This is a genomic window from Streptomyces sp. NBC_00846, assembly GCF_045207325.1.
Taxonomy (GTDB): Bacteria; Actinomycetota; Actinomycetes; order Streptomycetales; family Streptomycetaceae; genus Streptomyces.
Map to the genome: position 1 here is coordinate 5,655,220 of NZ_CP108846.1, position 23,959 is coordinate 5,679,178.

General features: G+C 69.9%; 24 protein-coding genes, 1 pseudogene and 1 riboswitch. Of the genes and pseudogenes, 15 read left to right on the forward strand and 10 right to left on the reverse strand.

Annotated features, from left to right (window positions below):
* Positions 1–218: 218 nt before the first annotated feature.
* The 11 genes from rpsB (at position 219) to OG936_RS26125 (ending at position 11,174) form a co-directional block, all read left to right on the forward strand.
* The gene (gene rpsB / locus OG936_RS26075) at positions 219–1,142 is read left to right on the forward strand and encodes a 30S ribosomal protein S2 (protein ID WP_266748965.1); all 924 of its coding nucleotides are present in this window, start codon (positions 219–221) and stop codon (positions 1,140–1,142) included.
* Between the two features lie 107 nt (positions 1,143–1,249).
* On the forward strand, positions 1,250–2,086 hold the full coding sequence (gene tsf / locus OG936_RS26080; RefSeq protein WP_406497865.1) for a translation elongation factor Ts: 837 nt from the start codon (positions 1,250–1,252) through the stop codon (positions 2,084–2,086).
* A gap of 159 nt (positions 2,087–2,245) precedes the next feature.
* Positions 2,246–3,022 (forward strand): UMP kinase, encoded by a 777-nt coding sequence (gene pyrH / locus OG936_RS26085; RefSeq protein WP_266748968.1) that lies wholly within the window; start codon positions 2,246–2,248, stop codon positions 3,020–3,022.
* A gap of 180 nt (positions 3,023–3,202) precedes the next feature.
* Positions 3,203–3,760, forward strand: coding sequence for a ribosome recycling factor (gene frr / locus OG936_RS26090; RefSeq protein WP_406497867.1), 558 nt, complete (start codon positions 3,203–3,205; stop codon positions 3,758–3,760).
* On the forward strand, positions 3,760–4,845 hold the full coding sequence (locus OG936_RS26095; RefSeq protein WP_406497868.1) for a phosphatidate cytidylyltransferase: 1,086 nt from the start codon (positions 3,760–3,762) through the stop codon (positions 4,843–4,845). The genes frr and OG936_RS26095 overlap by 1 nt, the downstream gene beginning before the upstream one ends.
* 102 nt (positions 4,846–4,947) lie before the next feature.
* On the forward strand, positions 4,948–6,054 hold the full coding sequence (gene rlmN / locus OG936_RS26100) for a 23S rRNA (adenine(2503)-C(2))-methyltransferase RlmN (protein WP_383751571.1): 1,107 nt from the start codon (positions 4,948–4,950) through the stop codon (positions 6,052–6,054).
* A 55-nt stretch (positions 6,055–6,109) separates the two neighbouring features.
* Positions 6,110–6,226: riboswitch (TPP riboswitch) on the forward strand.
* A gap of 73 nt (positions 6,227–6,299) precedes the next feature.
* On the forward strand, positions 6,300–7,412 hold the full coding sequence (locus tag OG936_RS26105; protein ID WP_406497870.1) for a thiamine ABC transporter substrate binding subunit: 1,113 nt from the start codon (positions 6,300–6,302) through the stop codon (positions 7,410–7,412).
* 176 nt (positions 7,413–7,588) lie between these two features.
* Positions 7,589–9,202 carry an ABC transporter permease gene (locus OG936_RS26110; RefSeq protein WP_406500615.1) on the forward strand — a complete coding sequence of 538 codons (1,614 nt, stop codon included), beginning with the start codon at positions 7,589–7,591 and terminating at the stop codon, positions 9,200–9,202.
* Between the two features lie 2 nt (positions 9,203–9,204).
* Positions 9,205–10,230 (forward strand): ABC transporter ATP-binding protein, encoded by a 1,026-nt coding sequence (locus OG936_RS26115; protein WP_406497872.1) that lies wholly within the window; start codon positions 9,205–9,207, stop codon positions 10,228–10,230.
* Positions 10,231–10,257: 27 nt separating this feature from the next.
* A complete protein-coding gene (locus OG936_RS26120; protein WP_406497874.1) occupies positions 10,258–10,452 on the forward strand; it encodes a hypothetical protein in 195 nt (64 codons plus the stop codon).
* Positions 10,453–10,721: 269 nt separating this feature from the next.
* A complete protein-coding gene (locus tag OG936_RS26125) occupies positions 10,722–11,174 on the forward strand; it encodes an SRPBCC domain-containing protein (RefSeq protein ID WP_266748977.1) in 453 nt (150 codons plus the stop codon).
* An 18-nt stretch (positions 11,175–11,192) separates the two neighbouring features.
* Here OG936_RS26125 and OG936_RS26130 read toward each other — a convergent pair whose 3' ends face one another.
* From OG936_RS26130 to OG936_RS26150, 5 genes are all read right to left on the reverse strand, one after another.
* Positions 11,193–12,293: an LOG family protein gene (locus OG936_RS26130; protein WP_406500616.1), complete on the reverse strand. Its 1,101-nt coding sequence runs from the start codon at positions 12,291–12,293 to the stop codon at positions 11,193–11,195.
* Positions 12,294–12,498: 205 nt separating this feature from the next.
* Positions 12,499–13,701 carry a hypothetical protein gene (locus OG936_RS26135; protein ID WP_406497875.1) on the reverse strand — a complete coding sequence of 401 codons (1,203 nt, stop codon included), beginning with the start codon at positions 13,699–13,701 and terminating at the stop codon, positions 12,499–12,501.
* Entirely contained in the window at positions 13,683–14,420 is a 738-nt protein-coding gene (locus OG936_RS26140; RefSeq protein WP_406497877.1) for an ABC transporter ATP-binding protein, read from the reverse strand. The genes OG936_RS26135 and OG936_RS26140 overlap by 19 nt, the downstream gene beginning before the upstream one ends.
* Positions 14,421–14,752: 332 nt before the next feature.
* Positions 14,753–16,132 (reverse strand): aspartate aminotransferase family protein, encoded by a 1,380-nt coding sequence (locus tag OG936_RS26145; protein WP_406497879.1) that lies wholly within the window; start codon positions 16,130–16,132, stop codon positions 14,753–14,755.
* Entirely contained in the window at positions 16,117–16,623 is a 507-nt protein-coding gene (locus tag OG936_RS26150; protein ID WP_266748981.1) for an Lrp/AsnC family transcriptional regulator, read from the reverse strand. Before OG936_RS26150 ends, OG936_RS26145 begins: the two co-directional genes overlap by 16 nt.
* 163 nt (positions 16,624–16,786) lie before the next feature.
* On the opposite strand from OG936_RS26150, the gene OG936_RS26155 reads away from it, so the two are divergent.
* From OG936_RS26155 to OG936_RS26165, 3 genes are all read left to right on the forward strand, one after another.
* Positions 16,787–18,226 (forward strand): gamma-aminobutyraldehyde dehydrogenase, encoded by a 1,440-nt coding sequence (locus OG936_RS26155; protein WP_406497881.1) that lies wholly within the window; start codon positions 16,787–16,789, stop codon positions 18,224–18,226.
* A gap of 171 nt (positions 18,227–18,397) precedes the next feature.
* Positions 18,398–19,561 (forward strand): PotD/PotF family extracellular solute-binding protein, encoded by a 1,164-nt coding sequence (locus OG936_RS26160; protein WP_406500617.1) that lies wholly within the window; start codon positions 18,398–18,400, stop codon positions 19,559–19,561.
* 16 nt (positions 19,562–19,577) lie between these two features.
* Positions 19,578–19,802, forward strand: a complete 225-nt coding sequence (locus tag OG936_RS26165) for a hypothetical protein (RefSeq protein ID WP_406497883.1) — start codon at positions 19,578–19,580, stop codon at positions 19,800–19,802.
* Between the two features lie 23 nt (positions 19,803–19,825).
* Here OG936_RS26165 and OG936_RS26170 read toward each other — a convergent pair whose 3' ends face one another.
* The 4 genes and pseudogenes from OG936_RS26170 to OG936_RS26185 form a co-directional block, all read right to left on the reverse strand.
* Entirely contained in the window at positions 19,826–20,185 is a 360-nt protein-coding gene (locus tag OG936_RS26170) for a hypothetical protein (RefSeq protein WP_406497884.1), read from the reverse strand.
* Between the two features lie 31 nt (positions 20,186–20,216).
* Positions 20,217–20,403: pseudogene (locus tag OG936_RS26175) on the reverse strand (histidine kinase); the annotation flags it as partial.
* A gap of 175 nt (positions 20,404–20,578) precedes the next feature.
* Positions 20,579–21,283 (reverse strand): glycerophosphodiester phosphodiesterase, encoded by a 705-nt coding sequence (locus tag OG936_RS26180; protein WP_406497886.1) that lies wholly within the window; start codon positions 21,281–21,283, stop codon positions 20,579–20,581.
* Positions 21,284–21,307: 24 nt separating this feature from the next.
* Positions 21,308–22,342 (reverse strand): adenosine deaminase, encoded by a 1,035-nt coding sequence (locus OG936_RS26185; RefSeq protein WP_406497888.1) that lies wholly within the window; start codon positions 22,340–22,342, stop codon positions 21,308–21,310.
* A gap of 134 nt (positions 22,343–22,476) precedes the next feature.
* On the opposite strand from OG936_RS26185, the gene OG936_RS26190 reads away from it, so the two are divergent.
* The gene (locus tag OG936_RS26190; protein ID WP_406497890.1) at positions 22,477–23,187 is read left to right on the forward strand and encodes a DUF4190 domain-containing protein; all 711 of its coding nucleotides are present in this window, start codon (positions 22,477–22,479) and stop codon (positions 23,185–23,187) included.
* 97 nt (positions 23,188–23,284) lie between these two features.
* Here the strand turns inward: OG936_RS26190 and OG936_RS26195 are convergent, their stop codons facing one another.
* The gene (locus tag OG936_RS26195) at positions 23,285–23,824 is read right to left on the reverse strand and encodes an NADAR family protein (RefSeq protein WP_406500618.1); all 540 of its coding nucleotides are present in this window, start codon (positions 23,822–23,824) and stop codon (positions 23,285–23,287) included.
* Between the last annotated feature and the right edge of the window lie 135 nt (positions 23,825–23,959).

Below are 23,959 nucleotides of genomic sequence, written 5' to 3' on the forward strand. Positions count from 1 at the left end.
CCGACCGGTTGTGGACAACGCCGTCACCCGGCACCCGGCCCGTCCCGTACACTTCCTATGGCGATCCGGGTCACCGGGTCGACTTCGCACGCCCCGCCACCTCCCTCTCTGCGGGTGGTGGCCGCGCTCCTCGGTCCCTTGTGGCACGGCGCGTCGGGGCGTCAGGCGCGACAGCAATCCTGCGGTCGCGGCAACCGAGCACCTCAAGGAGTACGGCCATGGCCGTCGTCACGATGCGGGAGCTGCTGGAAAGCGGCGTCCACTTCGGTCACCAGACCCGTCGCTGGAACCCGAAGATGAAGCGCTTCATCTTCACCGAGCGCAACGGCATCTACATCATCGACCTGCTCCAGTCGCTGTCGTACATCGACCGCGCCTACGAGTTCGTCAAGGAGACCGTCGCCCACGGCGGCTCCATCATGTTCGTCGGTACGAAGAAGCAGGCCCAGGAGGCCATCGCCGAGCAGGCGACGCGCGTCGGCATGCCGTACGTCAACCAGCGTTGGCTCGGTGGCATGCTCACCAACTTCTCCACCGTCTACAAGCGCCTTCAGCGTCTGAAGGAGCTCGAGCTCATCGACTTCGAGGACGTGGCCGCCTCCGGCCTCACCAAGAAGGAACTCCTGGTCCTCTCCCGCGAGAAGGCCAAGCTGGAGAAGACCCTCGGTGGTATCCGCGAGATGCAGAAGGTGCCGAGCGCCGTCTGGATCGTCGACACCAAGAAGGAGCACATCGCCGTCGGTGAGGCGCGCAAGCTCCACATCCCGGTCGTCGCGATCCTCGACACCAACTGCGACCCCGACGAGGTCGACTACAAGATTCCGGGCAACGACGACGCGATCCGCTCCGTCACCCTGCTCACCCGCGTGATCGCCGACGCCGTCGCCGAGGGCCTCATCGCCCGTTCCGGTGCCGCCACCGGTGACTCGAAGCCGGGCGAGAAGGCCGCCGGCGAGCCGCTCGCCGAGTGGGAGCGCGACCTGCTCGAGGGCGACAAGAAGGCCGACGCCGAGGTGCAGACCTCCGCCGAGACCGAGAAGGTTGCGGACGCCGCCGAGACGCCGGCCGAGGCCGCTGCCGAGGCCCCGGCTGCCGAGGCCCCCGCCGCCGAGGCTCCGGCCGCGGACGCCGAGCAGGCCTGACACCTCCGTCTCCGTCACGGCTGAATGACGGCGGGGCCGGTGCCACGAGCACCGCCCCCGCCGTTTACCCGTAGATCTTTCAGACTTCGAGAGAGAAACACAGACTCATGGCGAACTACACCGCCGCTGACGTCAAGAAGCTCCGCGAGCTGACCGGCGCCGGCATGATGGACTGCAAGAAGGCGCTCGACGAGGCCGAGGGCAACGTCGACAAGGCCGTCGAGGCGCTCCGTATCAGGGGTCAGAAGGGCGTCGCCAAGCGCGAGGGCCGTTCTGCCGAGAACGGCGCCGTCGTCTCCCTCATCTCCGAGGACAAGACCTCCGGCGTTCTGCTCGAGCTGAAGTGCGAGACGGACTTCGTCGCCAAGGGCGAGAAGTTCCAGACCGTCGCCAACACGCTCGCCGCCCACGTCGCCGCGACCTCCCCGGCCGACCTGGCCGAGCTGCTCGCCTCCGAGATCGAGGCCGGCAAGACCGTTCAGGCGTACGTCGACGAGGCCAACGCCAACCTCGGCGAGAAGATCGTCCTGGACCGCTTCACGCAGTTCACCGGCGGTTACGTGGCTGCGTACATGCACCGCACGATGCCCGACCTCCCGCCGCAGGTCGGTGTCCTGGTCGAGCTCGACAAGGAGAACGCCGAGGCCGCCAAGGACGTCGCGCAGCACATCGCCGCCTTCGCCCCGAAGTACCTCAACCGCGACGAGGTCCCGGCCGAGACGGTCGAGAACGAGCGTCGTGTCGCCGAGGCCACCTCTCGCGAGGAGGGCAAGCCGGAGGCCGCCCTTCCGAAGATCGTCGAGGGTCGCGTCAATGGTTTCTTCAAGGACGTCGTCGTCCTGGAGCAGGCGTTCGCCAAGGACAACAAGAAGTCTGTCCAGAAGGTTCTGGACGAGGCCGGTGTCGCCCTGAAGCGCTTCTCGCGCATCAAGGTCGGCATCTGAGTCCGTCCGCGAACAACGGTGGACCCCGTTAGGGTCCAGTGCAGTCGTCGGCCGCACTCATGCCGTACGACCGCAGATCTGACGAGGAGGCCATTGCCGCTGAGGGACACCAGACCCACCGGCAATGGCCTTCTTCGTATGTGCACGAGGAGAATCTCCATGAACAAGGGCGCGGACGCCGCCAAAGGTGACCACAAGCGCGAGGACGGCAAGGTGCCCGGACGCTTCATGCTGAAGCTGTCCGGAGAGGCGTTCGCAGGCGGCGGAGGTCTCGGCGTAGACCCCGACGTCGTACACGCCATCGCCCGGGAAATCGCGGCAGTCGTCCGCGGCGGCGCGGAAATCGCGATTGTCATCGGCGGCGGCAACTTCTTCCGCGGTGCCGAACTTCAGCAGCGCGGCATGGACCGGGCCCGGTCCGACTACATGGGCATGCTCGGCACGGTCATGAACTGCCTGGCTCTCCAGGACTTCCTGGAGAAGGAGGGCATCGACTCCCGGGTCCAGACCGCCATCACCATGGGACAGGTCGCGGAGCCGTACATCCCGCTGCGCGCCGTGCGCCACCTGGAGAAGGGCCGCGTCGTCATCTTCGGCGCCGGTATGGGGATGCCGTACTTCTCCACCGACACCACCGCCGCCCAGCGCGCCCTGGAGATCGACGCCCAGGCGCTCCTCATGGGTAAGAACGGCGTGGACGGGGTCTACGACTCCGACCCGAAGACCAACCCCGACGCGGTGAAGTTCGACGCCCTTGAGTACAGCGAGGTGCTCGCCCGCGATCTCAAGGTCGCCGACGCCACCGCCATCACGCTCTGCCGTGACAACCAGCTGCCGATCCTCGTCTTCGAACTGACCGCCACGGGCAATATCGCCCGCGCGGTCAAGGGTGAGAAGATCGGCACGCTCGTGAGTGACCAGGGCACCCGGGCCTGAGAACCGGGGGGTCTTCCCGGGAAGCCGCGGGAGGGCCCGGGGCCTGTGGGGAACACCCCGGGACAGGTTCCGAAGGATGGACAACGGCCTGCCGGTCGGACACCGTGCAGGTGAGGACGCGACCCAGGACCCGCCGGGCCCGAGCACGCCGGGCCCACTCAAGACACGCAGGAGCACGTGGTGATCGAAGAAACCCTCCTTGAGGCCGAGGAGAAGATGGAGAAGGCCGTCGTCGTCGCGAAGGAGGACTTCGCCGCGATCCGTACCGGCCGTGCCCACCCGGCGATGTTCAACAAGATCGTCGCCGACTACTACGGCGCGCTGACCCCGATCAACCAGCTCGCCTCGTTCTCGGTGCCCGAGCCGCGCATGGCCGTCGTGACGCCGTTCGACAAGACCGCGCTGCGCAACATCGAACAGGCCATCCGCGACTCGGATCTCGGCGTCAACCCGAGCAACGACGGCAATATCATCCGAGTGACCTTCCCGGACCTCACCGAGGAGCGTCGTCGCGAGTACATCAAGGTCGCGAAGACGAAGGCCGAGGACTCCAAGATCTCCATCCGGGCCGTGCGCCGCAAGGCCAAGGAGATTCTCGACAAGCTGGTCAAGGACAAGGAGACCGGCGAGGACGAGGTGCGTCGCGCCGAGAAGGAACTCGACGACACCACCGCGAAGTACGTCGCACAGGTCGACGAGCTGCTCAAGCACAAGGAAGCCGAGCTGCTCGAAGTCTGATGAATGACTCTTCCTGGGGCGCCCCGCAGAGAGCCGGCCACTGGGGTCCGCCCGAGACGCAGGCAGCTCCGGCGGGTTCTGCATACGATGTGCATGGCGCCCAGCAGACTCGGCCCATGCCCATCGTGCCGGACGCCCCCGACGCAGGTAGAGACGCTGACGACCGTGATGACCGGGACCGGGGGGCCGCACGCCTGAGCGGCGGCCCCCTGTTCCGCGACGAGAAGCCGCAGGAGCCCATGTCCACCGCGCCGCCTCCCCCGCAGAAGAAACGTGCGGGTCGTGACCTGCGAGCCGCCATAGGGGTCGGTGTGGGGCTCGGCGCCGTCATCGTCGCCTCGCTGTTCATCGTGAAGGCCGTCTTCGTCGGTGTGATCGCCGTCGCCGTCGTCGTGGGCCTGTGGGAGCTCACCTCCCGGCTGGAGGAGCGCAAGGGCATCAAGGCGCCGCTCATCCCGCTGGCGGTCGGTGGCGCTGCGATGGTCGTGGCCGGATACGCGCGGGGTGCCGAGGGCGCCTGGGTGGCGATGGCGCTGACCGCGCTCGCGGTGCTCGTCTGGCGGATGACCGAGCCTCCGGAGGGCTACCTCAAGGACGTCACGGCCGGCGTGTTCGCCGCGTTCTACGTGCCGTTCCTGGCCACCTTCGTGGCCATGCTCCTGACCGCGGACGACGGACCGCAGCGGGTGCTCACCTTCCTGCTGCTGACCGTGGTCAGCGACACGGGCGCGTACGCCGTCGGCTGGCGCTTCGGGAAGCACAAGCTCGCGCCGCGCATCAGCCCCGGGAAGACCCGCGAGGGCCTGTTCGGGGCCGTCGCCTTCGCGATGGCCGCCGGTGCGCTGTGCATGCAGTTCCTGATCGACGGCGGTTCCTGGTGGCAGGGGCTGCTGCTGGGGCTCGCGGTCGCGGCCACCGCCACCCTCGGTGACCTGGGCGAGTCGATGATCAAGCGGGACCTCGGAATCAAGGACATGGGCACGCTGCTGCCGGGGCACGGCGGCATCATGGACCGGCTGGACTCGCTGCTGCCGACCGCCCCAGTGGTCTGGCTGCTGCTGGTGCTGTTCGTGGGCTCCGGCTGATCCCCCGAGCTCTACCTTCCTGACCTGGGCTTTTGCGAGTGAGGGTCCGTTGTCCACAGGGCGGCGGGCCCTCACTGTTCTGTCTGCGACACTGGATGGACCATGCCTAAGCCCGGAGAACTCACTTTCGTCGCGCCCCGCGGAGCCAAGAAGCCGCCGCGGCATCTCGCCGACCTCACGCCCGCCGAGCGCAAGGAAGCCGTTGCCGCGATCGGCGAGAAGCCGTTCCGCGCCCAGCAGCTCTCGCAGCACTACTTCGCGCGGTACGCGCACGACCCGGCGGAGTGGACCAACATCCCGGCCGGTTCGCGGGACAAGCTCGCCGAAGCGATGTTCCCCGATCTGATGTCCGTGGTCCGCCACATCAGCTGCGACGACGACACCACCCGTAAGACGCTGTGGAAGCTGCACGACGGGACGCTCGTCGAGTCCGTCCTGATGCGCTACCCGGAGCGGGTGACGATGTGTATCTCGTCACAGGCGGGATGCGGGATGAACTGCCCCTTCTGCGCCACGGGACAGGCCGGTCTCGACCGCAATCTGTCGACCGCCGAGATCGTGCACCAGATCGTGGACGGCATGCGGGCGCTGCGCGACGGGGAGGTCCCGGGAGGCCCGGCGCGGCTTTCCAACATCGTCTTCATGGGCATGGGTGAACCGCTGGCCAACTACAAGCGGGTCGTCGGCGCGATCCGCCGGCTGACCGACCCGGAGCCGGACGGGCTGGGGCTCTCGCAGCGCGGGATCACCGTCTCCACCGTCGGCCTGGTGCCCGCGATGCTCCGCTTCGCCGACGAGGGCTTCAAGTGCCGTCTCGCCGTGTCGCTGCACGCCCCGGACGACGAGCTGCGCGACACGCTCGTCCCCGTGAACACGCGGTGGAAGGTGCGTGAGGTGCTGGACGCCGCGTGGGAGTACGCGGAGAAGTCCGGCCGTCGCATCTCCATCGAGTACGCGCTGATCCGGGACATCAACGACCAGGCATGGCGCGGCGATCGGCTCGGCCGGCTCCTCAAGGGGAGGCGGGTGCACGTCAACCTGATCCCGCTGAACCCCACGCCCGGGTCCCAGTGGACCGCGTCGCGTCCCGAGGACGAGAAGGCCTTCGTCGAGGCGATCGCGGCACACGGGGTGCCGGTGACCGTGCGGGACACCCGCGGCCAGGAGATCGACGGCGCCTGCGGGCAGTTGGCGGCGGCCGAGCGCTGAGGCCGGAACGGCCCGTGTAACCTGGGCCTGAAATCAACTTCATAGAATCAACTTCATATTCCGACAGGGGAGCGCCACAGCGCTGAGAGTGCGGCACCGAGGACAGGTCGGCCGCAGACCCTCTGAACCTCGCCCGGGTCATTCCGGGTAGGAAGTTCGGTCATCAACTCATGCTGTTGCGCCCTGCCCGCCTCCCGTGGGCAGGGCCGCGTCTCTTCCTGGCCAAAACCCAGGAGGAATCCACAATGAGCACCACGCGCAGGACCAAGCAGCTCGCGGCGACGGCCGTTGCCGCCGCGCTCGGCGTCACCGCGCTTGCCGGATGCGGGAGTTCCGATACGTCGGACTCCGGTTCCGGCTCCGAGAAGAGCTCGGGCTCGAAGACCGTGACGCTCGTCAGCCATGACTCCTTCAACGCCTCCAAGGACGTGCTGAAGGAGTTCACCGAGCAGACCGGCTACACCGTCAAGGTACTGAAGAGCGGCGACGCGGGTGTCGCGCTCAACCAGGAGATCCTGACCAAGGGCTCCCCGCGCGGTGACGTGTTCTTCGGCGTCGACAACACCCTGCTCTCCCGCGCCCTCGGCAGCGGTCTCTTCACGCCGTACGCGGCGAAGGGCATCGACCAGGTGGCGTCCGATACCCAACTCGACGCCACCGAGCACCGGGTCACGCCGATCGACACCGGCGACATCTGTGTCAACTACGACAAGAAGTACTTCGCCGACAAGAAGCTCGCGCCGCCGCAGTCCTTCGAGGACCTGACGAAGCCCGCGTACAAGAACCTCCTCGTCACCGAGAACGCCCAGACCTCCTCGCCCGGCCTCGGCTTCCTCCTCGGCACCGTCGCGACCTACGGCGAGAAGGGCTACCAGGGCTACTGGAAGAAGCTGAAGAGCAACGGCGTCAAGGTCGTCGACGGCTGGGAGCAGGCGTACAACGAGGAGTTCTCCGGCTCCGCGGGCGGCAAGAACGCCAAGGCCGACCGGCCGCTCGTCGTCTCGTACGCCTCCAGCCCGCCCGTCGAGGTGCTCTACGCGAAGCCGCAGCCCACTGCCGCCCCGACCGGGGTCGCCACCGGGACCTGCTTCCGCCAGATCGAGTTCGCGGGGCTGCTGAGCGGCGCGAAGAACGAGGCGGGCGGCAAGGCCCTGCTGGACTTCCTGATCAGCAAGAGGTTCCAGGAGGACATGCCGCTCAACATGTTCGTGAACCCGGTCACCAAGGGCGCGAAACTGCCGGAGCTCTTCACGAAGTTCGGTGCAACGGTGGACAGGCCGACGACCGTCGCCCCGGACCAGATCTCCAAGAACCGTGAGCAGTGGGTCCAGTCGTGGTCCTCGCTCGTAGTGAAGTAGCGAAGACGCCCGTACGCGGAACGGGCGCGGGCGGGCAGGGCCCGGGCGGGACGGGCCCGGGCGGGACGGGTGCGCACCGGGACGGGCCGCGTGGTGAGGAGCCGCGCGGCCGCTCCGGGCACGCGGACGTCGCGCGCGCGAAGGCGCGGCGCGGGGGCGCGGCGCGGCTCGGCCTGATGACCCTGCCCGTCGCGTTCTTCGCCCTGTTCTTCGCCTATCCGGTCACCGCGATCGTCGGCCGTGGCCTGAAGGCTGACGGCGTCTGGCAGTTCGGCCGGATCGGCGAGGTGCTGACCCGGCCGGACATCCGTGACGTCCTCTGGTTCACCACCTGGCAGGCGCTCGCCTCGACCGCGCTGACCCTGCTGATCGCACTGCCCGGCGCCTATGTCTTCGCCCGCTTCGACTTCCCCGGCAAACAACTGCTGCGGGCGGTCGTCACCGTGCCGTTCGTCCTGCCGACCGTTGTCGTCGGGACAGCCTTCCTGGCACTGGTGGGACGCGGCGGGTTCATGGACGAGCTCTGGGGCGTGCGCCTCGACACCACCGTCTGGGCGATTCTGCTCGCCCATGTCTTCTTCAACTACGCGGTGGTCGTACGGACCGTGGGCGGGTTGTGGTCACAGCTCGACCCGCGGCAGGAGGAAGCCGCCCGGGTGCTGGGAGCCGGGCGGTTCGCCGCCTGGCGGCGGGTCACCCTGCCGGCCCTCGCACCCGCCGTGGCCGCCGCCGCGTTGATGGTCTTTCTCTTCACCTTCACCTCTTTCGGCGTCGTGCAGATCCTCGGCGGTCCGGGATACGCCACGCTGGAGGTGGAGATCTACCGGCAGACCGCCCAACTGCTCGCCCTGCCGACGGCCGCCGTGCTGACGCTGGTGCAGTTCGCCGCGGTCGGCGCGATCCTCGCCGTGCACGCGTGGACCGTACGGCGCAGGGAGACCGCCCTGAAACTGGTCGACCCCGCGCAGACCGCCCGCAGGCCGCGCGGTGCCGCGCAATGGGCGCTGCTCTGCGGGGTGCTGCTGTCCGTGCTGGTGCTGATCCTGCTGCCGCTCGGGGTGCTGGTGGAGCGCTCACTGGCCACGCCCGGCGGCCACGGCCTCGACTACTACCGTGCCCTGGGGTCCGTGGACGCGGGCGGCGGTACGTTCCTGGTCGCGCCGCTCGAAGCGGTCTGGAACTCCATTCAGTACGCACTGGTCGCGACGGTCATCGCGCTGGTCGTCGGCGGGCTCGCCGCCGCGGCGCTGACCCGGCGCACGGGCCGGCTCGTGCGCGGTTTCGACGCCTTGCTGATGTTGCCGCTCGGGGTGTCCGCGGTCACCGTCGGCTTCGGTTTCCTGATCACCCTGGACAAGCCCCCGCTGGATCTGCGGACTTCGTGGATTCTGGTGCCGCTCGCCCAGGCGTTGGTCGGCGTGCCCTTCGTCGTACGGACCATGCTGCCGGTCCTGCGCGCGGTGGACGGCCGACTGAGGGAGGCGGCCGCGGTGCTCGGCGCGTCGCCCCTGCGGGCCTGGCGGGAAGTCGATCTGCCGCTGGTGCGAAGGGCGTTGCTGGTCGCGGCCGGCTTCGCGTTCGCGGTGTCGCTCGGTGAGTTCGGCGCGACGGTGTTCATCGCGCGGCCCGACCGCCCGACGCTGCCGGTCGCCGTGGCCCGGCTGCTGGGACGGGCCGGGGAGCTCAACTACGGCCAGGCGATGGCCCTCAGCACCCTTCTGATGGTGGTCTGCGCGGTGTCGCTGCTGCTGCTCGAACGTATTCGCACGGACCGGTCCGGGGAGTTCTAGAGATGCTGACACTGGAATCGGCCACGGTTCGCTTCGGCGAGCGTGCGGCGCTCGACCGGGTGGATCTGGAGGTCGCCGAGCACGAGATCGTATGCGTACTGGGGCCGAGCGGCAGCGGCAAGTCGACGCTGCTGAGGGTGGTCGCCGGACTGCGTCCGCCGGACGGTGGCCGGGTGCTGCTGGACGGCGCGGACCAGGCGGGGGTGCCGGTACACCGGCGCGGTCTCGGCCTGATGTTCCAGGACCACCAGCTGTTTCCGCACCGGGACGTCGGCGCCAACGTCGCCTTCGGGCTGCGGATGCGCGGGGTGTCGCGGCGCGATCAGGAGCACCGGGTCGGCGAACTCCTCGACCTGGTGGGCCTGCCCGGCGCCGAACGGCGGGCCGTCGCCGCGCTGTCCGGTGGCGAGCAGCAGCGTGTCGCCCTCGCACGGGCGCTCGCTCCACGCCCCAAGCTGCTGATGCTGGACGAGCCGCTCGGCCAGCTCGACCGCGGCCTGCGTGAACGGCTCGTTGTCGAACTGCGCACGCTCTTCGGGCGGTTGGGTACGACGGTGCTCGCCGTCACCCACGACCAGGGAGAGGCGTTCGCCCTCGCCGACCGGGTCGTGGTGATGCGCGACGGGCGGATCGCCCAGGTGGGCACCCCGCTGGAGGTCTGGCAGCGGCCCGCCTCCGCCTTCGTCGCCCGGTTTCTCGGCTTCGACAACGTGGTGGAGGCGACAGTGACCGGCACGGCCGCCGACACGGTGTGGGGCACGGTGCCGGTGCCCGAAGGCTCGCCGCAGGGGGCGTGCGATCTGCTGGTGCGCCCGGCCGGCGTCCGGATCGGTGCCCCGGACGACGGGCTGCGCTGCACGGTCGGGAGGCGTACGTTCCGGGGCAACCACGTCGCCGTCCAGCTGATCCCGGAAGGTGCTCCGGTGCTGGAGGCGGAGTGCGCGCTGAGGGACGCGCCGGAGGAGGGCGCGGCGGTCGGGGTCGGCTTCGACGCGACGGAGACCGTTGTCCTGCCCGCTGCCTTCTGAGGGTCGTACTGCGCCTACCCGCTGCTGGTGCGCGCCGCCCGGGAAGCGGGCGATGCCGTGACCGGGGCGCGCTTCGACTTCGCGCTCGACGCGCTGCTGTCCGGATTCGAAAGGGAAGTGGCGCAGGGCTGTTCGCGCGACCGGGCGAACCACTCAGGCTCGCCGGCCGCAGCGCGCAGAGCCGTCGACCAGCGCGCGGCGACGTCTGGCGAGTTCCCCTGAGCCCTGCTGAGTCCTCGTTCCAGTGGGGAGGCGGATCTTCCTCATTCGTCGAGTAGCCCGCCATGCGGTAAGGGCGAACCCGGCCCGTATCAGTGCGGCGTATCCGGGTCATGCCCCTTCGACCGGACTCGCGTGGCCCGGCGGTGGCCGCGTCCACTGGACCGGCCGAGCGGCGTCCGACGGTTCCGTCCGCCGTTTCCCATGGTGTCCGTGCAAGCTGGAGGGGACACGCGGAAGGTCCGGAACGACTCATCGTAAGGACGGGAACAATGACCGGTTCAGCACGCGAGGGTATCGACATCACCCGCGTCCTCGACGCTCCGCGGGAACGCGTCTTCGAAGCGTGGACCACCCCCGAGCACTTCGCCGCCTGGTACGGCGGGGACGCCGAGGTTCCGCTCGACCGGTTGTCGATGGACGTCAGGCCGGGCGGCGCCTGGAGCCTGGTCATCGTGGTGCCGGGCACCGAGATGCCGTTCCACGGGGTCTACCGCGAGGTGGTCGCGCCGGAGCGGCTGGTTTTTACGCTGAAGGATGCCACCGCGCCCGCCGACATCGAGGGCGAGACCGTCACGGTCACGTTCACCGACCGGGGCGCCAGGACCACGGAAATGGTGTTCACGCAGCGCGGCGGCAACCTCACGGCCGAGCAGTACGCGGCGGCCGAGGACGGCTGGGAGGCCTTCTTCGACGCACTGGTGGCCCGTCTCGCGTCCCTCTGAACCGGTTCCGTTTTCCGGTTAGCGGCCGGCTCCCGGCCGCGGGTCCGCCGACAACCGGGCGAGCGCCTCGGGCGCCTCGTCCACCGTGTCCACGAGCGCGATTCGGGATCCCATCGTCCGGCCGTCGGCCAGCGCGCGCAGCAGCGGCCAGGCGGGCAGCTCCCGGGTCCAGTGCGTGCGGCCGACCAGCACCATCGGGGTCGGTCCGCCGCGCGAGCCGTAGTAGTTCGGCGTCGCGTTGCCGAAGATCTCCTGTACGGTGCCGGCCGCGCCGGGCAGGAAGATCACTCCCGCCGTGGAGCGGGCGAGCAGTCCGTCCTCGCGCAGGGCGTTGGCGAAGTACTTGGCGATGTTGTCGGCGAACGGGTTCGGCGGCTCCTGTCCGTAGAACCAGGTGGGGATCGACACCGAGCCGCCGCCGCCCGGCCAGCGTTCCCGTACGGCGAAGGCGGCCAGCGCCCACGCGGTGACCGACGGGAGGAACGAGGGGGTCGCGGCCAGCATCCCGCAGGCCTCGTCCAGCATCGGATCGGGGTGCGGCGCCGCGTACGCCCCGAGGTTCGCGGCCTCCATCGCGCCCGGCCCCCCGCCGGTCGCCACGGTCAGGCCGCCCCGGGCCAGGGCCCGGCCGAGCCGGGCCGCCGCCGCGTACCGCGCGCTGCCGCGAGCGGTGGCATGGCCGCCCATCACCCCGACGACGCGGGCGCCGACAAGGTGTTCGTCGAGCGCGTCGGAGACCGCGTCGTCGTGGAGCGCGCGCAGCATCGACGCGAAGGCGTCGCCACTCGCCCGGGTCTCCTGGAACCAGCGGTACGCGCGGGCATCGGGCGTCGCCGAGTAGCCGCCGTCCGTCAGCCCTTCGTAGAGCGCGTCGGGGGAGTAGAGCAGACCCCGGTACGGATCGAAGGGCAGCCCGGGCACCGGCGGGAAGACGATCGCGCCGTCGGCCCGGACCTTCGCCGCCGCTTCGGGCGCCATCCGGCAGCCGAGGAAGACCGTGCCGGACGTGTCGGCGGCCAGCAGAGCGGCGCTGCGGTCCGTGAGGTCGACGGACTGGACCCGTTGTCCGGCCAGCGTTCCGGCGGCGACCGCCGAATCGAACGCGGCGAGCGACTCGATTTCCGGACCGGACGGACCCGATGGAGTGGGTGGACCGGACGGTCCCGATGGGCCGGACGGTCCCGATAGGCCGGATGACCCCGATGGGCCGGTCGGACCCGTCGACCCCGACGGGCCGGGTACGGGTTTGCTGTCGTCCGGCTTCTCCACGGTGTCATGCTACGTAGCGGCCCAGGTGCGCGGGCGCCGCCCGGAGGCGGCGTCCTCACGCCGTCAGTGGCAGCGCCGCCAGCTCGGCGATCAGCCAGGTCAGCGGGGCGAAGACGAGCAGCAGCGCGGCTGCGCGCAGCGCTGTCGCGGCCCGGAGCGCCGAGGCGGGGACGCCGAGCGTCAGCAGCGCCTGCGCCGTCCGGGTGCGGTCCTGCCGGGCCTCCAGCGCCGAGGTCAGCAGCGTTGCCGTGGTGCAGCCGAGGACGAGCACCGCGCCCAGTTCCGTGAGCGGGCCGAAGGGGCGCGGCGCCGTCCCGTACAGCGCGTAGGCGGCGGCCACCGAGGAGAGCACCGCGCAGACCACACCGAGCGGCCCGCCGATCCGGCGCGCCTCGGTCATCAGCACCCGGCCGGCCAGCAGGCGTACGGCGCCGGGGCGCACCGCCTGCAGGAGCCGCCCGCACAGATACGCCAGACCGGGGCCTGCCATGGCCAGGCCGATCGCCGTCAGCGTCCAGCCCGCCAGTACTCCGGCCGGGGTGGCATCGAGCCTGCCGGGGAGGGGGAGCAGGCCGCGCCCGTCGCCGCCGCCCATGTACGCCTCGACAGCGAGGCCGGCCGAGGTCAGCGCCACCCCCCACGGCAACCCCGTCGGGGGCGCCGCCGGTGCCGGCGGCAGGTCCTGAGGCAGGGCGTCCACGGGGTCGTCGTCCCCGATCGTCGCCGAGACCCCGGACGTTGTCGAGACCGGCCGGTTGCGCAGCGCCAGCGCGCTCGCCGTCGCCGCGGACACCGGGACCAGGGCCAGCAGCACGAGCACCGCCGCGAGTGGCAGCGGGGCGTCCGCGGCGAGCAGCCCGGCCGCCGCGCCGTCGAACGGCAGTCCGGACAGATCACCGCGCAGATGGAGGAAGAGCAGGAGCGCCACCATCGACCCGAGGCTGCAGGAGACGGCGGTGGAGACCGCGGCGAGCACCGTGAGCTTCACCGGCCCGAGGCCCACGGCGGACAGCCCGGAACGCGGCCGGGTACTCGGATCCGTGCGGGCCACCGCGACCGCGAACTGCACGGTGGCGGCGAGCGGCACGAAGCACCACAACAGGCGCAGCACGGCCCCGGTGGAATGCGCCGGGTGCCCCGACGCGTAGCCCAGGGCGCACAGCAGCAGGAAGCCGACCCCGGCGGACGCGGCCGCGACCAGCAGCCGCCGCATCAGGACCAGCGGATGGGAACCCCGGGCTAGACGGAGAGCGAGCACGCCGAGCGGCCCTCCGCATCGGATACGGCGGGCAGGTCGACGGTGGCGACGCGGCGGCCGTCCAGCAGCGGGACCGCACGGTCGGCGAGGGCGGCGACCTCCGCGTCATGGGTGGCCAGCACGACGGTGATGCCGTGCGAACGCGCCGCGCTGGTGAGCGTGCGCAGCACATGGGACCGGTCGGTGCAGTGCAGGGTCGCGGTCGGTTCGTCGGCGAAGATCACCGCGGGTGAGGCGGCCAGCGCGCGGGCCACGGCGATCCGCTGGCACTGCCCCTGGGGCAGCGCGTGCGGTCGCTTCCTGGCACACGCGCCGATGTCGAGCCGCTCCAGCCAGTCCAGGCCGGTCTTCTTCGCCTCCCGGTGCGAAGTGCCGCGCAGCAGCAGCGGAAGGGCCACGTTCTCCCAGGCGTTCAGCTCCGGTACGAGCTGGGGCTCGGGGGCGATCCAGCCGAACCTGTCGCGGCGCAGCCGTTCGCGCAGCCGGGGGCCCATGGTGTGGACGGGGACGCTGTTGAACCACACCTCGCCCTGCTGGGGCACGAGTTGACCGGACAGGCAGTGCAGCAGGGTCGTCTTGCCGCTGCCCCTGGGGCCGGTCACGGCGAGGATCTCGCCGTCGCGGACGCCCACGGAGACGCCGCCGAGGGCGGGTGAGCCGTTGTGGGAGTGCTGCAGGGAACGCGCCCAGATCACGTCGTTGTCCGGCGGGGCCACCATGGCGTACACCTCGGTTCAGATCGTAATTCCCGTTCCCCCGTACGGGGGAACGAAGAGGGGGCCGATCGGTCACTCGGCACCGTAAGGATTCGAACCGCGGTGTGGGCACAGCACACGGCCCGGGTGCACCCCTTCCCACTCGAATGGGGGCATCCGGGCCGTGTGGACCGTATGAAGACGACCGCTGCGAGCCGGTCATCCGGTGGTCAAGCGGGGGTCAAGCCGCGGGTTCCGTCCGGTGGATCACCGCAGGACGGAACCCGGCCCGCCGGGCCGGCGGACAGGGGCGATCGGCCGGCCGATTCGTGGTCGGCCTGCCGGTCGCAGCGCTGTCAGAGCTTGGTCCACGCCTCGGTGAGGACGGTCCGCAGAATGCCCTCGATCTCGTCGAACGTCGACTGGTCGGAGACCAGCGGCGGGGCGAGCTGGACGACCGGGTCGCCGCGGTCGTCGGCCCGGCAGTACAGGCCGTTGTCGTACAGCGCCTTGGAGAGGAACCCGTACAGGACGCGCTCGGTCTCCTCGTCGGTGAAGGTCTCCTTGGTGGCCTTGTCCTTCACCAGCTCGATGCCGTAGAAGAAGCCGTTGCCGCGGACGTCGCCGACGATCGGCAGGTCGAGCAGCTTCTGCAGCGTCGTGAAGAAGGCGTTCTCGTTGTCCAGGACGTGCTGGTTGAGGCCCTCGCGCTCGAAGACGTCGAGGTTGGCGAGACCCACCGCGGCGGAGACCGGGTGGCCACCGAAGGTGTAGCCGTGCAGGAAGGTGTTGTCGCCCTCGTAGAACGGCGCGGCGATGCGGTCCGAGACGATGCAGGCACCGATCGGGGAGTAGCCCGAGGTCATGCCCTTGGCGCAGGTGATCATGTCCGGCACGTAGCCGAACTTGTCGCAGGCGAACATCGTGCCGAGACGGCCGAAGGCGCAGATGACCTCGTCGGAGACGAGCAGCACGTCGTACTTGTCGCAGATCTCGCGCACGCGCTGGAAGTATCCGGGCGGCGGCGGGAAGCAGCCGCCGGCGTTCTGCACCGGCTCCAGGAAGACCGCGGCGACGGTCTCGGGGCCTTCGAAGAGGATCTCCTGCTCGATCTGGTCGGCGGCCCAGCGGCCGAAGGCCTCGGGGTCGTCGCCGTGGATCGGGGCGCGGTAGATGTTGGTGTTCGGCACCTTGTGCGCGCCGGGGACCAGCGGCTCGAAGGGGGCCTTCAGGGCCGGCAGACCGGTGATCGACAGGGCGCCCTGCGGAGTGCCGTGGTAGGCGACCGCGCGGGAGATGACCTTGTACTTGGTCGGCTTGCCCTGGAGCTTGAAGTACTGCTTGGCCAGCTTCCAGGCGGTCTCGACGGCCTCGCCGCCACCGGTGGTGAAGAAGACCTTGTTGAGGTCGCCCGGCGCGTAGTCGGCGAGCCGCTCGGCCAGCTCGACGGCCTTCGGGTGGGCGTAGGACCACACCGGGAAGAAGGCGAGCTCCTGGCCCTGCTTGTACGCCGCCTCGGCGAGCTCGTGACGGCCGTGACCGGCGTTGACCACGAACAGGCCGGAGAGGCCGTCGAGGTAGCGCTTGCCCTGGTCGTCGTAGATGTAGGTGCCCTCGCCACGCACGATGGTGGGAACGGGCGCGTTCTCGTAGTCCGACATGCGGGTGAAATGCATCCACAGGTGGTCGTACGCGGTTCGGCTGAGGTCCTTGCTCACGGCTATCGGGTTCCCCACATATAGGTCTGCTTCTTGAGCTTCAGGTACACGAAGCTCTCGGTGGAGCGCACGCCGGGGATGGCCCGGATGCGTTTGTTGATCGTTTCCAGCAAGTGGTCGTCGTCCTCGCAGACGATCTCCACCATCAGGTCGAAGGAGCCCGCGGTCATCACCACGTACTCGCACTCGGCCATGGCCGACAGGGCTTCCGCGACGGGGTCGAGGTCTCCCTCGACATTGATCCCGACCATCGCCTGCCGCCGGAAGCCCACGGTGAGCGGGTCCGTGACGGCGACGATCTGCATCACGCCCTGGTCGAGCAACTTCTGAACACGCTGTCGTACGGCCGCCTCGGAGAGGCCGACAGCCTTGCCGATCGCGGCGTACGGACGACGTCCGTCCTCCTGGAGCTGCTCGATGATTGCGAGGGACACGGCATCGACCGCTGGGGACGATCCGCTCCCGGTCCTGGAGTCTGCGCTGCGACTGGCCACGCATCCACTGTGCACCGGGACTCGTCTGTCTGGCAACCCCAGATCGATGAAATTCGTTGTCTGAGGGTCTAGATCTCACTGAATCCGAAGTTCACGGCGGTTGGGCATGTCGAAAGCGTCACCTGAGCGACTAGGGTGGTCATCTCATCCACTGGACGTGTCGACAGGAGGGGTGGTTGTGACCACCGAGGTGCGCCGTCTGCGCAACTACATCAACGGAGAGTTCCGGGACGCCGCTGACGGGCGGACCATCGACGTGGTCAACCCGGCGACGGAAGAGGTCTACGCGACCTCCCCGCTCTCCGGCCAGGCCGATGTCGATGCCGCGATGGAAGCCGCCGCGGCCGCTTTCCCCGCCTGGCGGGACACCACGCCTGCCGAGCGCCAGAAGGCCCTGCTGAAGATCGCGGACGCCTTCGAGGAGCGCGCCGAGGACCTCATCGCCGCCGAGTCGGAGAACACGGGCAAGCCGATCGAGCTCACCCGCACCGAAGAGATCCCGCCGATGGTGGACCAGATCCGCTTCTTCGCGGGCGCCGCGCGGCTGCTCGAAGGCCGCTCGGCCGGTGAGTACATGGAGGGCCTCACCTCGATCGTCCGGCGCGAGCCGGTCGGTGTCTGCGCCCAGGTCGCGCCGTGGAACTACCCGATGATGATGGCCGTCTGGAAGTTCGCCCCGGCGCTCGCCGCGGGCAACACCGTCGTGATCAAGCCGTCCGACACCACCCCGGCGTCGACCGTGCTGATCGCCGAGATCATCGGCCAGATCCTCCCCAAGGGCGTCTTCAACGTCATCTGCGGCGACCGTGACACCGGCCGCGCGATGGTCGAGCACCCGACCCCGGCGATGGCCTCCATCACCGGTTCGGTACGGGCCGGTATGCAGGTCGCCGAGTCCGCCGCCAAGGACGTCAAGCGGGTCCACCTGGAGCTCGGCGGCAAGGCCCCGGTCGTCGTGTTCGAGGACACCGACATCGCCAAGGCCGTCGAGGGCATCTCCGTCGCGGGCTTCTTCAACGCGGGCCAGGACTGTACGGCCGCGACCCGTGTCCTGGTCCACGAGTCCATCCACGACGAGTTCGTCACCGCCCTCGCCCAGGCTGCCGCCGACACGAAGACCGGGCAGCCGGACGACGAGGACGTGCTGTACGGCCCGCTCAACAACGCCAACCAGCTGAAGCAGGTCAGCGGCTTCATCGACCGCCTCCCCGCCCACGCCAAGGTCGAGGCGGGCGGCCACCGGGTCGGCGAGAAGGGCTACTTCTACGCCCCGACCGTCGTCTCCGGCCTCCAGCAGGACGACGAGATCATCCAGAACGAGGTCTTCGGCCCCGTCATCACCGTCCAGAAGTTCACCGACGAGGCCCAGGCCGTCGCGTACGCCAACGGTGTCGAGTACGCCCTGGCCTCCTCGGTATGGACCAAGAACCACGCCCGCGCCATGCGGATGTCCAAGAACCTCGACTTCGGCTGCGTGTGGATCAACACCCACATTCCGCTCGTCGCCGAGATGCCGCACGGCGGATTCAAGAAGTCCGGCTACGGCAAGGACCTCTCCGCGTACGGCTTCGAGGACTACACCCGCATCAAGCACGTCATGACCTCGCTCGACGACTGACGCCTCGTCCGTTGTCGCGTACGGCCCCGGGTGCGAGCCCGGGGCCGTCTCCGTTCCGCGGGAATCGACAGGGTGTGCGGACGGAGCGGGTGCTGCTGGACGGTTGGTCCATTGCCCACACCCTCATCGGACCGGCATCCTGCGCAGGTGCGAGCAATCCCGAAGAACCCCATGTCCCGCCGGTCCCTGCTGCGCGCCTTCGGGGCCGGAGCAGCCGGAGTCACGCTGGCCGGCTGCGGAGTGCCCGCCGCCTATGTGCAGCCCGGTGACCGCGCCGGACGCGACGCCTCCGCGAGCGACCACTCCCTGCACTTCGCGAACTGGACGCTCTACATCGACACCGACGACGAGAACCCGACGAAGCGTCCCACCCTCGACGCGTTCTCCAAGCGGACCGGGATCTCCGTTGCGTACACCGAGGAGATCAACGACAACGACGAGTTCTTCGGGAAGATCAGCCCCTCGCTGATGAACCACCAGCAGACCGGCCGGGACCTGATCGTCATGAGTGACTGGATGTCCTCACGGTTCGTACAGCTCGGCTGGGTGCAGGAGATGGACCGGGCCAAGCAGCCCAATGTCGCCAAGTATCTGGATCCGCAGCTGCGTTCACCGGCCTTCGACAAGGGCCGCATGCACAGCGTCCCCTGGCAGTCCGGGATCACCGGTATCGCGTACAACCGCAAGAAGCTCGGCCGCGAGATCAAGCACCTGAGCGATCTGTGGGCGGACGACCTGAGCGGCAAGGTGACGCTGCTGTCCGGGCTCGACGAGTCCTTGGCGCTGCTGATGCAGGGCAACGGGGTCGACGTCACCCGCTGGAAGCGGGACGACTTCTACGACGTCTGCGACCTGGTCGAGAAGCTCGTCAAGAAGAAGCACATCCGCCGCTTCACCGGCAACGACTACATCAAGGACCTGTCGACCGGCGACGTACTCGCCTGCCAGGCGTACTCCGGCGACATCATCCAGCTCCAGGCGGACAACCCGGAGATCGAGTTCGTGGTGCCCGAGGAGGGCGGCGAACTCTGGGCGGAATCACTGATGATCCCCAACCTTGCCCGGCACAAGCGCAACGCCGAGAAGCTGATCGACTACTACTACGAGCCGGAGGTCGCCGCCGAACTCGCGGCCTGGGTCAACTACGTCTGTCCCGTCCCGGCCGCCCAGGAGGTGCTGGCCTCGTCCAAGGACAAGGAGACCGCCGGGCTCGCCGAGGACCCGTTGATCTTCCCCGACGACGCGATGCGCAAGCGGCTGGCGAGCAGCCGGGACTTCACGCCCGAGGAACGTACCGAGTTCTCGAAGAAGTGGAACTCCATCGTCGGCCTGTAGCCGTACCGTGCGCCGTGTGATCGAAGAGCTGGAGGTGCCGGAGCGGGCGCCGGGCCCGGCGCAAGCCGGGCCGCCGCCCGCCGCCCGCGGTCCGAGTCACCCGGCCGACGGGGCGCCGAAGGCTGCCACCACGATGTTCAGCGCCGTGGCATTCATGTCCTCGCCCTTGGCGTCCGTCGCGTTGACGCTGCAGACGAGCGTCCGGGAGAGATCACGGGTGGCCGCGACGGCCGTGTTGTAGCCCCAGCGGCCACCCGTCTTTCCTCACACCTCGCGCCCGCCCAGTCTCATCACCGACAGACCGGCGCTGTGGGCTGCGGGCCCGCCCGTGCCGTACTCGCGCACCGACGCGTCGGGCAGCGTGAACATCTCCTCCAGCAGTGGCCCGCGCACCACCTGCCCGCGAAACAGGGCCTGGGTGAACCGCTCCAGATCGGCGGTGGTGGAGATCAGATCACCCGCCGCCCAGGACTCCGTCGCCCCACACCGACACGTCGCGCAGCTCTCGTCCCCGACGACCCCTGCGAAGACCTGGTAGCCGTGGTTGTCGCCGCCGGAGCCGACGGACGGGATGCCGCTGGTGTGGTTCAGCAGCTGACGCACCGTGACCTTCTTGTGAGCCACCGGGATCAGCTCCGGCAGATAGTGCCGGACCGGCGTCCCGTCCCGTCTCCGAGATCGCGTCGAACGCCGCCTCGGCGCGCTCCGGAGCGGTGTGGAACGCCACCGGACCGGCTTCCGTCTGCACGGATCACCAGGCTCACCGCGTGCGAGAGGATGTCGTGCATCTCCCGCGCGATCCGGGCCCGTTCGCGGGCCGCCGCCTGCTCGGCCTCGATGCGGCGCGTCAGCTCAACTGCCGGGCCCGGTCCTCCACCGCCCGCAGATAGGCCTTGCGCGATGTCGGAACGGATGCGGTCGGGGGCGGGGACGGGGCGGTCTTCGGTCCCGTCTGTGCTCCTCCGGTTCCGGGCGCGGCATACGGCCGATGCCGCGCCGCTCATGATGCCGGACCGGTCAAGTGGAGCCGGTGGCCGAGGAGCCGGTGAGGACGCCGCGCAGGGCGGCGACCCGGTTGGTGGTGATCGAGTCGACCCCCTGTTGCACGAGGCGGCGCATGGTGCGCTTGGTGTCGGCGGTCCAGGCGGAGACCAGCAGCCCGTCCCGGTGGAGCCGGTCCGTCAGCTCCCGGTCCACCAGGCCGAACCGGTAGTTCAGCCACCGCGGCCGCACCGCGTCGAGCAGTGCGGGGCGCGGCGGCGCGAGCGTCGTCCAGGTCAGGGCGATCTCGGCGGCCGGGTCGGCGGCCCGCACCCGCAGCATGGCCTCGGAGCCCGCGCAGTAGTACGCCCGCTCGCCGGCCTCGCACTCGTGCACCACGCCGACGGTCCTCGTCACGGAGTCGTCGGTGGATCCGGGCAGATCGATCATGAGGCGGTGTGTCCCGGCGGCGAGCAACGCCTCGCGCAGGGTGGGCACCCCGCCCCCGGTCAGCTCGGTGAGCTCCTCGTGGCTCAGCCGGTCAAGGCGAAGATCGTGGCCCCACAGCCGCTTCAGCGTGGCGTCGTGCAGCAGGACCGGCACGCCGTCGCGGGTGACCCGTACATCGATCTCCACCGCGTCCGCTCCCCGTTCGAGGGCGGAGCGGATCGAGGGGAGCGTGTTCTCGCGCGCACGGTAGGGATCGCCGCGATGGGCTACGGCGGTGACAGTGGTGGCCATGGGGCCATTGTCACCGCCGTCGGCTCAGCGGCCCGTGTGCTCCAGCCAGTCCGTCGTGTACGCGTCGATCTCGGCGGCAAGCGCCCGCTTGCCGGCCGCGTCGAGGTACGACGCGTCGACCGCGTTCTTCGCCAGCGCGGCGAGGCCCCGCTCGTCCAGACCGAGCAGACGGGCGGCCACCCCGTACTCGTTGTTGAGGTCGGTGCCGAACATCGGCGGGTCGTCACTGTTGATGGTGACCAGGACGCCCGCCTGCACCATCTCCCTGACCGGGTGCTTCTCGATGTCCGCCACCGCGCGGGTCGCGATGTTCGACGTCGGGCAGACCTCCAGCGGGATGCGGTGCTCCGCGAGGTGGGCCAGCAGCTCCGGGTCCTGGACGGAGTGGGTGCCGTGGCCGATGCGCTCGGCGCGCAGATGGGTCAGCGCGTCCCAGACGGTCTGCGGCCCGGTGGTCTCCCCGGCGTGCGGCACGGAGTGCAGGCCCTCGGCGATCGCCCGGTCGAAGTAGGGCTTGAACTGCGGGCGCTCCACGCCGGCCTCCGGACCGCCGAGCCCGAACGAGACGAGCCCCTCGGGCCGTAGGTCCACGGCGAGCCGGGTGGTCTCCTCGGCCGCTTCGAGCCCGGCCTCACCGGGAATGTCGAAGCACCAGCGCAGGACGACTCCGAGCTCCTTCTCCGCGGCCTTGCGGGCGTCCTCTATCGCCTCCATGAACCCCTGCTCCGGGATGCCGCGCCGGGTCGAGCTGAACGGGGTGACGGTCAGCTCCGCGTACCGGATGTTCTGCCGGGCCATGTCGCGGGCGACCTCGAAGGTCAGCAGCCGGACGTCCTCCGGGGTGCGGATCAGGTCGACGACGGAGAGGTACACGTCGATGAAGTGCCCGAAGTCGGTGAAGGTGAAGTAGTCGGCCAGCGCCTCGGGGTCGGTGGGGACCTTCGAGTCGGGGTGGTGCGCGGCCAGTTCGGCGACGATACGGGGCGAGGCGGACCCGACATGGTGGACATGCAGCTCGGCCTTGGGCAGCCCTGCGATGAAGGGGAGCAGATCGGGCATCGGACTCTCCGGGGCGTGGAACGGTGGGGGTGCCGGGCGCGGTTCGGCCGGGCAGGGGACGGGGATCATCGTAGGCCGCCTCCTGCGAGGCGCAGGCGGGCCGTAGCATGACGGGATCACGATGGGGGAGGCCCATGTCAGACAACACAGAGCAGCCCGCGGGCGGGGGCACGCCGCGCGATCCGTGGGCTCCGCCGGACAGCAGAGTGCCGCTGGAGAAGCCGGCCGGCGATCCCCGGCAGCCTGCTGTGCACGATCAGCCGACCGTGACCTCGATGCCGGGGGCCGGGGACGGGCCCGCACCCGCCACGGCACCGGGATTCGGCGCGGGAGCGCAGACCGGGCCGGTGCCCGGCTCGGGTCCCGCGTTCGGCCCGGGAGAGGTGCCGCCACCGCCCGTCGCACCGAACGGACCGGGCCAGTCGGTCCCGCCGGCCGCGGGACAGTACGGCTACCCGGCCGCGCCCGTCCCGCAGCACGGCGGCTACCCGGGGTACCCCGGGTACGGCCAGACGCCGTGGGGCGGGCCGGCGCCCGCGAACGGTCTCGGCATCGCCGCGATGGTGCTCGGCATCATCGCTGTCGTGGGGTTCTGCATGTGGGGCCTGGGGGTCATTCTCGGTGTCCTCGCGCTGATCTTCGGCATCGTCGGCCGCGGCAGGGTCAGGCGGAACGAGGCGACCAACGGCGGCATGGCGCTCGCCGGAATCATCCTCGGATCGATCGGCATCGTCATCAGTGGGGCGTTCCTCGCACTCATGATCTGGGGCATAGCGAGCGGCGACTTCGAGGAGGGCGGCACGACCGGCGACCAGACCGTCTACGAGGAGCCCTACGCGTCGTAGCCGGTCGGTGCCCCGCACCGCAGCCCCGTAGCAACGACAACATCTCCACCCGGGGGCCGGGTGGGCGGAATCCGGCCCACCCGGCCCCCGGCCCGGCTCATCGCGCGCGCAGCTCCGCCCGCGCGTCCATCAGCGCGAAGCCCAGCAGATTCAGCCCCCGCCAGGTCGCCGGATCCTCCGCGCGCCGGTCGTCCGCCGCCAGCCCGATGCCCCAGACACGGTCCATGGGACTCGCCTCGACCAGGACCCGGTCCCCCGTGTTCAGCAGGAACTCCCGCAGCTCCGGGTGGTGGCCGAACTTGTGGACGCTGCCGGCCACCACCAGGGCGTACCGCTCGCGCTCCCACACCGCCTCGTCGAAACCGCGGACCAGCCGGCCCACCTTCTTCGCCTGGGCCGGGCTCTTCGCCGACACCGCCCGCTCCTGCGCCTCCGCGTCACCGAACAGCCGGGCCTTCGCGGCCATCATCCAGTGCTCGGCCGACGCGTAGGTCACGCCGTCGACCGTGAAGGGTGCCGGCCACCACTGACTGAGGCAGCTCGCACCGACGCTGCCGTCGGGCCGCGGGCGGTGACCCCAGAAGCACAGGTACTTCACTTTCTCGCCGCGCCGGGTCCGCGCCAGAAGACCGTCCATGTGTTCCATGCCACGCGAGTCTGGCATCCGCCACTGACACTCCGTACGGGGAATTCCGCACCGACGCGACACATGGTCGACAGATTCCGTTGCGTAACCAAAAGGCAACAACGGAATCACTTGTTGAGGTCGACC